At 43.9% G+C, this 7,409-nt stretch carries 7 protein-coding genes and 1 pseudogene; 1 reads left to right on the plus strand and 7 read right to left on the minus strand.

The genetic code is table 11. The annotated features are described in order from the left end of the window. Positions 1 to 771 (plus strand): annotated as a pseudogene (locus ACRC32_RS06605) (cell division protein FtsH); the annotation flags it as partial. Positions 772 to 988: 217 nt separating this feature from the next. On the opposite strand, the gene ACRC32_RS06610 reads toward ACRC32_RS06605, so the two are convergent. From ACRC32_RS06610 to ACRC32_RS06640, 7 genes are all read right to left on the minus strand, one after another. Continuing rightward, a complete protein-coding gene (locus ACRC32_RS06610) occupies positions 989 to 2,413 on the minus strand; it encodes a sensor histidine kinase (RefSeq protein ID WP_438553241.1) in 1,425 nt (474 codons plus the stop codon). 216 nt (positions 2,414 to 2,629) lie between these two features. Beyond that, on the minus strand, positions 2,630 to 2,977 hold the full coding sequence (locus tag ACRC32_RS06615; RefSeq protein WP_438553242.1) for a serine hydrolase: 348 nt from the start codon (positions 2,975 to 2,977) through the stop codon (positions 2,630 to 2,632). Between the two features lie 10 nt (positions 2,978 to 2,987). Then, complete coding sequence (locus ACRC32_RS06620) at positions 2,988 to 3,797, minus strand: alpha/beta fold hydrolase (RefSeq protein ID WP_438553243.1); 810 nt, start codon at positions 3,795 to 3,797, stop codon at positions 2,988 to 2,990. 131 nt (positions 3,798 to 3,928) lie between these two features. After that, positions 3,929 to 5,332, minus strand: a complete 1,404-nt coding sequence (locus tag ACRC32_RS06625; RefSeq protein ID WP_438553244.1) for an ATP-binding protein — start codon at positions 5,330 to 5,332, stop codon at positions 3,929 to 3,931. After that, on the minus strand, positions 5,332 to 5,547 hold the full coding sequence (locus tag ACRC32_RS06630) for a type II toxin-antitoxin system VapC family toxin (protein ID WP_438553247.1): 216 nt from the start codon (positions 5,545 to 5,547) through the stop codon (positions 5,332 to 5,334). Before ACRC32_RS06630 ends, ACRC32_RS06625 begins: the two co-directional genes overlap by 1 nt. A 15-nt stretch (positions 5,548 to 5,562) precedes the next feature. Continuing rightward, entirely contained in the window at positions 5,563 to 5,793 is a 231-nt protein-coding gene (locus ACRC32_RS06635; RefSeq protein ID WP_438553245.1) for a type II toxin-antitoxin system Phd/YefM family antitoxin, read from the minus strand. Positions 5,794 to 5,922: 129 nt separating this feature from the next. Next, positions 5,923 to 7,409, minus strand: a 1,487-nt coding sequence (locus ACRC32_RS06640) for an FAD-dependent oxidoreductase (RefSeq protein WP_438553246.1), incomplete at its 5' end; no start/stop codon positions are given.

Here is a 7,409-nt window from a genome sequence, read left to right on the forward strand (position 1 = left end):
CGCACTCCTGGCTTTACAGGGGCAGATTTAGCTAACTTGCTGAACGAGGCAGCGATTTTAACAGCAAGACGGCGTAAAGACGCTATCACCCTGCTAGAAATTGACGACGCTGTAGACCGCGTTGTAGCAGGGATGGAAGGCACGCCGTTGGTAGATAGCAAGAGTAAGCGGTTGATTGCCTATCATGAAATCGGACATGCTTTAATCGGTACGCTGATTAAAGACCACGATCCGGTACAGAAGGTGACTTTAGTACCACGCGGACAAGCTCAAGGTTTGACTTGGTTTACTCCTAGCGAAGAACAAGGATTAATCTCGCGATCGCAACTCAAAGCCAGAATCAGTGGTGCTTTGGGTGGTCGAGCTGCTGAAGATATCATCTTTGGTACGGCAGAAGTGACTACTGGTGCAGGTAATGACTTGCAACAAGTAACGGGAATGGCGCGACAGATGGTGACAAAATTCGGGATGTCAGATTTGGGTCCCCTGTCGTTAGATAGCCAAAGTTCAGAGGTATTTTTGGGTCGTGACTTAATGACTCGTTCCGATTACTCAGAAGCGATCGCTTCTCGCATCGATACTCAGGTTCGCGCCATTGTCGATCAATGCTATGAGTTGGCAAAGAAACTCGTCCGTGACAATCGCACTGTGATGGATCGTTTAGTCGATTTGTTGATCGAAAAAGAAACCATCGACGGCGAAGAGTTTCGTCAGATTGTTGCTGAATACACCGACGTACCAGAAAAGCAGCAGTACGTACCAACGCTGTAAGTTTGTCACATCAATTCTGTTGGTTTTGCCACAGGTTAGATCCCCCCAACCCCCCTTTAAAAGGGGGGCTTTTGTTGAGATCCCCCCAACCCCCCTTTAAAAGGGGGCTTTTGTTGAGATCCCCCCAACCCCCCTTCAAAAGGGGGCTTTTGTTTTGACTTTTAACTTTTGATTTTTGACTTCTCAATCACGGGGGCTTTTGTTTTGGTGTAGGGAATTATGAAGCTGCGATCGGTAAACGTACTCGAAAACAGGTGTCTCCAGGCTTTGACGTAAAATTGATGTCGCCGTGGTGCTTGCCCACAATAATCCGATACGTGACATCCAAGCCCAACCCCGTGCCTTGTCCTACACCTTTTGTGGTAAAAAATGGCTCGAAAATACGGGGTTGAATGTTGGGGGGAATGCCCGATCCGTTGTCAGCAATTTCGACTACGATGTGGTCGTGTTCTTGCCAAGTCCGCAGCCAAATCTTACCCTGTCCCTGCATGGCATCGATCGCATTATCAATGAGGTTCGTCCACACTTGATTTAATGCCCCGCCGTAACCGACAACTCGCGGTAAGTTGCGATCGTAGTCGCGCACTACCGTCACGCCACCTTTAAGCTTGTGACTCAAAATTGTCACAGTGCTTTCTAGCCCTTGATGTACGTCTACATCTTGTAGGGGGGCGCGATCCATGTAAGAGTAATCTTTAATTGCCTGTACTAACTGAGAAATGCGATCGGCACAGCGATCGATCTCTTCAATTGCCCCGATACCTGTAAGGGATGCAGTTAACCAAGCGATCGCCCCAGATAGGGCATCGGTAGGTATTTTCTGGGCGATGCTTTCTAGCCAGGTTGAATCTAACCCAGTTCCAACTAAAATGGGGGCGAGTTGCCAACTATTTTCTACTTGATGGGTTGTCAGCCACTCAGCTATTTCATCCTCGCGATCGCTTTGTGTCAGTGGATCGAGGGCAGGGATATTTTGCGCCCGTTGCACCGCCTCGCACTGCATATCAATCAAAAAGCCGAGTTGTTCGTTTGTCATCTGCTGCTTCAGCTTTAAAGTGAAGCAGGGTATATCTTGCCAAAGTTCGTGTAAGTGTTTGGCACTGCGTCTGACGGCGGCAGCGGGATTATTCATTTCATGGGCAAGTCCAGCAGCTAACGTTCCTAAAGCAGCTAACTTTTCCCGTTGCTGTGCTATCGTTTGTACCGTTTGCATTCGCTGCGCCATCGTGCTGAGAATGGAGGCAGTGACGCAGGAACAAGTAGATAGTAAGCGCCAAAATGCGTCTTTCGGTAATTCAAAAATACGCGATCGCTTAACAGAAATTCCACTCGCCCAATAGGTATCTTGTCCCATTAATAGGGGTAATTCGCCAAATAGGGTTTGCGTATCGTAGGTAGCTAAAACGAGTTGCTGATTTCCGACTTGCTGAGTAATCCGAATTTCTCCTTCTAGCAAGATAAAAACATGGTCGGCTGGATCTCCTTCTCGACGGTGGACTTCTCCTGCTTTCCGCCATACCTCTTGTCCGCGATCGCACAACCACTGCAATTCTGTTTCTGGTAATTTGACAAATAGCGGTACTTGGCGGAGTGCGTCTTTTATATTGAGTTGCTGGCGGGGAGGATTTTGAGTGTTGGTCATGATTACCCTTGGTGGTAAGTCAAAAGTGGTACGGGCGGGTTTCTACCCAGATCTCGGTTAAAAAACGAGTTAGTTGGTGGTTAAACCCGCCCGTACAGGTGTCAAAGGTCAAAATATGATTTTTGGTAAATTTTGAATGCGGATGTAAGCAACGCCTTGCCGCAGGCTACGCGGATGGACGCGGATGAATATTTAGTTTTTGATGTTGATTTTGATTTAAAGTGGTGGTTGTAGAGGAATGTCGGTAAGATCGGGAACAAATTGTTCTGCTATAGATTTAGCGATCGCGTCTGGTCTTGCTATATTTTCCAAGTTACACAGTAAAATAACTGTAACTTTTTCATCAATATAGCGCGTTATATTAGTGGCAAATCCTTCGATCGAGCCGTTGTGACCGACAACTTTTCTATCTGAGTATTTTGGTATGTGCCATCCTAGTGCATAGGTAAAACCGTACTTTTCTCTTTCATCTCCTTTTGTGGACTCATGCGATCGCCACATCTGCTCTAGGATAGATTTTTTGAGAATTTGTTGGCTACAAAGTGCGGCTTCCCATTTCACCAAACAAGTAAAACTATTTACTTATTGTTACTCTAGCCAAAAATTGCATTACTGCTCGATTAAATATTTCTGGAAATTCCATCCAATAATTATGTCCACCTTTCTCCGATATGACTAATTCTGCATTAGGAATATTTGCAGCTAACTCCTCAGAGAAATCCAAAGGAATAAATATTTCATCTTTACCAATAAGCACTAAGGTAGGAGCAGAGATTCGATGGATCTTGTCTCTTATATCGTGTTCTAAAAGAGCAGAGATTTGTCCCGCAAAGCCGTGCGTTGGTTGAGGATGTGGATGATTCAACCCTAGGTTTACCGCTGCTGTAACTCGCGCCTCATCTGCCAAAAATTCATCTGTAAACACCCATAAGCAAATCTCTTTCAGGCGGGTTTCTGTAGAAACCTGTTCCTCAAGCATTTTTAACCATAATTTAGTCAAATATCTAGCTCTAACTGGAAACTTAGCAGATGTCGTTACCAAAATTAAGCTTTTAACAATTTCTGGATATTTTAAAGCAATTTGCTGAGCAATCATTCCACCCATTGAAAAACCTAAAATATGGGCATTTTTAATATTTAAAATCTTCAATAATTCTACCGTATCGTCAGCCATCATTTCAGTAGAAAAAGATATATTGGGAGAATCAGATTGCCCTACACCGCGATTATCAAAAATAATCACTTGATACTTTTGAGAAAATCCAGAAATCTGATTTGCCCAAGCACTGCTATCCAAACCTAAGCCTTGAATTAAAACTAAAGAATCTCCATCTCCATGTACCTCATAGTACATATTAATATCGCTCACTTTAACTAAGGGCATTCTTCTTTCCTTAGAATTATGAATTCACCAATCGGCAAACAAGTAAACTTTTTATCTTTGTGACTTTGCGCGGACACTTTACTCAACAGGGGATACCCCCGCACGTAAGTGTTCTTGTCTTTGCGCGATCTTTAATTCAAATTTATTGGCAACCTAACCTGAAACTTAGTTTCCCCTGCCTTTGACTCAAATCGAATATCACCCCTATGCTGTCCGACAATAATTCTACGAACAATATCCAACCCTAAACCCGTTCCTTTTCCAACTTCTTTAGTAGTAAAAAACTGCTCGAAAATCCGCGACTGAATTTCTGGCGCAATCCCTACGCCATTATCAATAATTTCTACCAAAACGCGATCGCCTTCTTGAGAAGTTTTAATCCAAATCTGTCCTTTACCACCCGTAGCATCGATCGCATTATCAATTAAATTCGTCCAAACCTGATTTAATTGACTGCCATAAGCACTAATTTTAGGTAAATTACCATATTCTTTATGGACGCTAACACCTTGTTTCAATTTGTATTTGAGAATCGTTAGCGTGCTATTAATTCCTTCATGAACGTCCACTTCTTGGATAGGGGCGCGATCCATGTAAGAATATTCTTTCATCGCTTTAACTAATTCTCCAATCCGCCCCGAACTTTGTTGTAATTCATATAACAATCCGCTTCCCGTGACTGTTGCATCCAACCAGCGCAATACGCTACTCAAACATTCAGGTGTAATATGAGCTGTAATTTCATCTAATTTTTCTGTTGTAATTCCAGCGTTAACTAGTGTAGGGGCAAGTTTCCAACTTTCTTTGACATTGCGATCGCCCAACCAATCAGTAACCTCATCTTCCGCTTCACTTTGGGCGATTGGATCGCGACGAGAACAAGTTTTTGCTGTGGCGATCGCCTGCTTATATAACTCGCACAAAAAATCGATTTGTTCTTTATTTAAAGGTTGCTGATGTAGTTGTAATGCTAACGCAGGTAATTGCTGTAAAATCTCATCTAAGTTTTGCACATTTCTTTTCACCGCCGCCGCCGGATTATTTAATTCATGTGCTAATCCAGCCGATAAAGTACCAAGAGAAATTAATTTTGCTTGCTGCTGAGTGACAGATTCGTGAAGCTGCGATCGCTGCGTGGCAATTTTTAAAATACTGCGCCATACTTGAGGACAGATTTCTAACATCTGCCAAAAAGCTTCTGGATTCAGTTTATAAAGTGTAACGGGAGTTAAGGCGCGTCCGCTGGTGGGGTAGGGTTCGTCTAGCAGTAAAATTAATTCTGCAAATACTTCCCCAGAACCTAAATTAACAGCGTGTGCTGCTTGTCCGTCTACAGTTCGCGTCCATTCTGTAACTCCTTCTAAAATGATATAAAATCCATCTGGCGGATCTCCTTGTTTGGCAATTTGCGTACCTGCATCGAGTTGAATTTCCGTACCGAGTTGAGTTAAACACTGCAATTGCTTCTCATCTAAATGAGCAAAAATTGGTACTTGTTGTAAGGTTAATTTAGTGTGAGTGCATTGTTCGCTCATTACCAAAGCCTCTGAATTGGATAAGAATCGAAAGCAGAATCGATGCTCAATACTGGTAACTTTTCTACCATAGCTTGCGAAATTAACAGGCGATCGAACGGATCGCGATGGTGAAGCGATAAGGATGTAACTACAGCAAGATGATTTAAATTGATATTCAATACATTGATGCTATTGAGACTAAGCTGCTGCTGGATAAATAAATGTATGAGTATCCAGCAATAGCCTCATTACATATAATCCTTAAAGTCTTCCAATGGCTCGTCAAAATCCTCTGCTATTGTGACTAAACCTATAGCAGTTCCAGCTTTAGCAGGATAGCGTTTTTTTTCTGTTGGTATTGGTACAAGCTGAACTACTGACCGTTCATCTTTTGTGATAATGACTTCTTCCCCACGCATCGCAGCTTCAATTAATTCTGATAAGTGTTGAGATGCCTCCATCAGATTAACTCGTTGCATAACTAAAACCTCTCTATTTCTACTTCTATCTTGGTGTAAAAATTGGTAATTTTAATTGTCATTAGTCATTGGTCATTGGTCATTTGTGAGTGGTGTTTGACTTACGACTTACGACTTACGACTTACGACTTACATCACGTTACTCAAATACCGATGGATGAATTGGACGCAGATCGATCCTTCACCGACGCTAGAAGCTACGCGCTTGATCGAACCGTGGCGCACGTCGCCTACAGCAAAAATTCCAGGTACGTTGGTTTCTAGTAAAAAGGGTTCTCGATCTAACGTCCATCCTTTCGGGCGGTGTCCGTTCTGGCTAAGATCTGTTCCAGTTAAGACAAAACCGCGATCGTCGCGTGCGACAATTCCATCTAACCATTCTGTCCTGGGAACAGCCCCGATGAAGATAAACAGGGAATTAGCTGGAACAATTTCAATCTCACCCGTTTGGGTATTTTGAATTGCGATCGCCTCTAAATTTGTCTCTCCTTTGACCTCTACCACCTGGGAATGCACCCTAACTGTAATATTTGGTGTCTCAGCAATTTGGTCGATTAGGTATTGCGACATACTACTGGCAAGAGATTCGCCCCGTACTAACATCGTGACGTGATGCGCATACCGCGAAAAATACATCGCCCCTTGTCCGGCAGAGTTTGCACCCCCAATGATATAAACTTCTTCCCCTTGACAAGCCAATGCTTCGGTTTGCGCCGCACCGTAGTACACGCCCGCCCCTGTTAATCGATCCATTCCTGGTACGTTCAGCCGCCGCCAAGAAACGCCTAACGCCAAAATTAGAGCATGACAACTAATTTCGCTGCCATCGGCAAGAGTTATAATCCGATAGGGATCTTCGACTCGAATTCCCTGTACTTCTTGGGGATTGAGAATCTCTACACCAAAGCGTCTAGCCTGCGTTACTGCCCTTCTAGCTAAATCGCCGCCACTCAAACCTACAGGAAATCCGAGATAATTCTCAATCCGCGAACTCGTTCCTGCTTGTCCGCCTGGGGCTTCCCGTTCAATGAGTACCGTGTGCAACCCTTCCGAAGCACCATAAACCGCAGCCGCCAATCCTCCTGGTCCGCCACCAACAATCGCTAGATCGTAAAATGGTTTTCCAGCTTGAGTCTGTAGCCCAATTTTGGCTGCAACCTCCAAAGGTGACGGTTTGAGTAAACTAGAACCATCTGAAAATAGCACCAGCGGTAAATTTAATTTATCGCAGTCGGCATATTTAACTAAATCTCGCGCTTCCTCTGATAACTCAATATCCAACCATTGATAAGGCAACTGATTGCGGGCGAGAAAATCTTTAATTTCGTGAGAATGGGGCGACCAGCGATTGCCAATCACGCGAATGCCATCAAAAGGCGGACGGAATTGCGATAACCAATCATCGAGGAGATCGTCTAATACTGGATATAGTCTTTCTTCTGGCGGGTCCCAAGGCTTCATTAAGTAATAATCGATCCGCGTGGTATTGATAGCGCGGATCGCTGCGTCCGTATCTGCATACGCCGTGAGTAATGCCTTTTTCGTCTCTGGAAACATCTGTAAAGCCTGTTCCAAAAACTCTACCCCAGACATTTGCGGCATTCTTTGGTCTACTA

The sequence above is a fragment of the Chroococcidiopsis sp. genome (genome assembly GCF_051657925.1).
Lineage (GTDB): Bacteria > Cyanobacteriota > Cyanobacteriia > Cyanobacteriales > Chroococcidiopsidaceae > Chroococcidiopsis.

What these genes read in the sequence shown, in the direction of transcription:
- ACRC32_RS06610 (WP_438553241.1), bottom strand. Translation starts at nt 2,413, where the DNA reads ATGACCAACACTCAAAATCCTCCCCGCCAGCAACTCAATATAAAAGAC.
- ACRC32_RS06620 (WP_438553243.1), bottom strand. Translation starts at nt 3,797, where the DNA reads ATGCCCTTAGTTAAAGTGAGCGATATTAATATGTACTATGAGGTACAT.
- ACRC32_RS06625 (WP_438553244.1), bottom strand. Translation starts at nt 5,332, where the DNA reads ATGAGCGAACAATGCACTCACACTAAATTAACCTTACAACAAGTACCA.
- ACRC32_RS06635 (WP_438553245.1), bottom strand. Translation starts at nt 5,793, where the DNA reads ATGCAACGAGTTAATCTGATGGAGGCATCTCAACACTTATCAGAATTA.